The sequence below is a fragment of the Aminobacter sp. P4_H6_2 genome (assembly GCF_056400805.1).
The window spans coordinates 1-3,063 of the sequence record NZ_JBFUKO010000622.1 but is presented as its reverse complement, the minus strand read 5'-3'; the positions used below and the strand labels follow the sequence as shown (position 1 = coordinate 3,063).

Sequence of the window (3,063 nt, the reverse complement as noted above, 5' to 3'; positions counted from 1 at the left end):
GCGCACCCCTTCCTCGCGTGCAGCTTCCAGGCTCGGCATTATCGCTGGGGGAACGCGCCGGTCTGTATTACCGTCGCAATACTCGAAGATGTAGACGCGGCCATTCTCGTCATCGGCTGCAGTGACGCCGACTTGGTCAAAATTGCCGTTACTTTGCTTTTCATAGTCGTTGACCGCCAAATCGAAAGTGGCAGTTTGAACCAGGATTGCCCTCGCCCGATCGATGGCGGTCCCGTCATTTCCCGCTTCGACATTGGCCATATCGACGGTGACGCACTCGCCACCTTCCCCGCAAAAAATCACGCGCAGGAGCGGCTGTCCGTTTGGTGCGGTTGCCTGTGCAACTTCGGTGTGAATGATTTGCATGAAGAACTCCCGAGTAGGACCGACGGCCCGCCGTCGATCATGTGTTTGCCTTCGATCCAGCTTCCGTCCGCGGCCTCGACGCCGCCAGTGTTCTGATCATCAGCTACCGGTCCTCCTTGAGCGGTCGTCAGGACCTCCCTGTCGTCGGCTATCTGATGGAGCTCATCGCCGTTTCCTCTCAGGGCGGGGCTACCCGACTGTCTTGGGGTATTGGCCAGACTTTAATTCCTCGAAGAAGATGGGATTCAGGTGTGATCCAACGCCGATGCAGCGCTTAGGTTCCGCTGAGGTTGTCAACCGCGATTACCAGCCAACAACTCGGTAGGCATGGCTAGATAGCAGCGTTAGATGACACTCCGCCCCGCGATTCATGAACGCGGGATGCTGGTCACCCCTGGTCAGGGGCGCATCAAGATGCGGCAGCGGTTGGAGCGCTGGTCCATTGAGACCGCGACTATCGGGCCCAAAGCATAGATAATCTCAGCACCCACCGCGAGGAACCTACGATCAGATCCCGGATGAGTAACCCGCTCGCGGCGGCGGCTGCCCATGTTTTGATGCCATGGAGGGACGGTTAAGCCACGTCACGGAACGCCGACAGCTGCCTTGCGTTGATCCAGAGATCTTCAACGAAGTTTCAGGCCTGAAAGGGCTTCACCAATGAACGGAATTTTGCGGTTTCATTCCCTCGCACGACCAGGCGACGAGTTAGCTCCCGAGTTCCAAAAACTGCTCAGCAGGGCCGCGATAACCGCCGCCCGCGAGGCGACGCTCAATCGGCTGCGCGAATGTGGTGATACGTTTTCACAAGAACAAAACGCCCCAGATCCGGCGTGCAAAGCGCGGGTTAATGACATCGGAATAGCGCTCGACTCTGTTAGACACAATAAACCCGCTAGGGTTGGAACCGAAAGCTGAGCCGACCGTTCTGCTCCCCACGAGGGTCAATCCAGGGAGAGAATGAACATGCCAACTAAAGAAAAGGGTCTCGACGACCTGTTCTATGACACCCTTCGCGACATCTATTACGCCGAGCGCAAGATTCTGAAGTCCCTGCCCAAGATGGCACGTGGCGCGAGTTCACCGGAATTGAAGGCCGCCTTCGAAAAACACCGCCAGCAGACGGAAGGCCATGTTGATCGGCTGCAGCAAGTGTTTGAACTCCTCGGCAAGCGCGCGCAAGGAAAGACCTGCCCTGCCATCGACGRCATTCTCGAGGAAGGCGAGGAAATTCTAGAAGAGTTCAAGGGTACTGCCGCTGGCGACGCAGGCCTGATCTCCGCTGCCCAGGCTGTGGAACATTATGAGATCACCCGCTACGGCACGCTTCGCCGGTGGGCCGAGATCATGAAGATGCCCGACGCCGCGAATCTTTTTGCCGCGACACTCGCCGAGGAAGAGACCACAGATAAGGATCTTACGGTGCTGGCCGACAGCAAGGCCAACCGCGAGGCCTTGGCCGCATAACACACACGTGCCGAATTCTTGGCCTGCCGGTTTCGCCGGCAGGCTTAAACTTCCGGCGAAGGATCGGTGATCATCGGATGCTCCACTCTCTGATCGCTTGCACCGCACTAACGCCGGACAATCAACGTCTGGTCGTTTGAAGAGTAGTCTCCCGCGAAGGTACGGCTATATCGAGCCTACATATGGCCAGCGCACGCGCTATACGTTTACTCGCCGGGCCGTCCTCCGTAGATCGCCCGATCCATGTAGAACTTAAGTGGATGCACAAACTTTAATAATTCGGATTCGCGAGTTTTTTTGGGGAACTATTGCAGCGCTCCAATGTTCTCCTCCCGACAATAGTCAAGGAGAACACGAATGAAAAATTTGATACTTAGCGCGGCATTGCTGGCCGCCTCGTCGCTTTTTGCCCAAGCCCAGACCCAGCCATCAAGCGACGGTGAGACTCCTGCTATCGCTACTCCGGATTCTGCGAATCCGACAGCGCCAGTAGCAGGCGCAAACAGTTTCACTGAGGCCCAAGCCAAAGAACGAATCGAAGACGCAGGGTTCCAAAATGTCTCTGCGCTGGTGAAGTCCGAGAGCGGAATCTGGCAGGGCAAAGCTACAAAAGACGGCAAGGACGTAGTCGTTTCGCTCGACTACCAGGGCAACGTAGTAGCCCAGTAACCATAATATAAGGATGAAAACAATGGTAAGTGTGACAGGACTGTTTGATAATTATTCCGACGCAAAAGCTGCGGTCGATAAGCTGGCGCAAGCTGGCATTACGAACGAAGACATCAGCTTGGTCGCCAGCAATGCAGATGGCTCTTACGACGACCATGATTCCGATACAGCCGAAGCTGCAGGCAAGGGAGCGGGCATCGGAGCGTTGGTTGGCGGGGCTGGGGGCTTGCTAACCGGCCTTGGCGTGATGGCTATCCCGGGGGTGGGGYCAGTGGTGGCAGCGGGTTGGCTGGCGGCGACTGCTGCAGGTGCTGCCGCTGGCGCACTGGCGGGAGGTGCGACCGGAGGCCTAATCGGGGCGCTGACTGATTCTGGAGTACCGGACGAAGACGCCCATGTCTATGCGGAGGGGGTTCGACGTGGCGGAACACTCGTTACGGCGCGTGTCACGGAAGGAGCGGAAGAGGACGCTGCACGGTCGATCCTTCAGAACTCCAATCGGGTGGATATCAACGAGCGTCGGGCGGCCTATGCCGAGGACGGTTGGACCGCATTCGACGA

General features: G+C 57.4%; 3 protein-coding genes and 1 pseudogene. 3 read left to right on the top strand and 1 reads right to left on the bottom strand.

Features of this window, described 5'->3' with window-relative positions:
* Positions 1-366 (bottom strand): annotated as a pseudogene (locus tag AC1DUU_RS27610) (hypothetical protein); the annotation flags it as partial.
* A 966-nt stretch (positions 367-1,332) separates the two neighbouring features.
* On the opposite strand from AC1DUU_RS27610, the gene AC1DUU_RS27605 reads away from it, so the two are divergent.
* The 3 genes from AC1DUU_RS27605 to AC1DUU_RS27595 all read left to right on the top strand — a co-directional run.
* A complete protein-coding gene (locus AC1DUU_RS27605) occupies positions 1,333-1,833 on the top strand; it encodes a YciE/YciF ferroxidase family protein (RefSeq protein ID WP_476786539.1) in 501 nt (166 codons plus the stop codon).
* A 357-nt stretch (positions 1,834-2,190) separates the two neighbouring features.
* Positions 2,191-2,502: a PepSY domain-containing protein gene (locus tag AC1DUU_RS27600; RefSeq protein ID WP_476786538.1), complete on the top strand. Its 312-nt coding sequence runs from the start codon at positions 2,191-2,193 to the stop codon at positions 2,500-2,502.
* 22 nt (positions 2,503-2,524) lie between these two features.
* A partial coding sequence (locus tag AC1DUU_RS27595; protein WP_476786540.1) for a general stress protein occupies positions 2,525-3,063 on the top strand: 539 nt, incomplete at its 3' end.

Excerpts from the sequence above, each read along its gene's own strand:
- AC1DUU_RS27600 (WP_476786538.1), top strand. The coding sequence starts at position 2,191 with ATGAAAAATTTGATACTTAGCGCGGCATTGCTGGCCGCCTCGTCGCTT.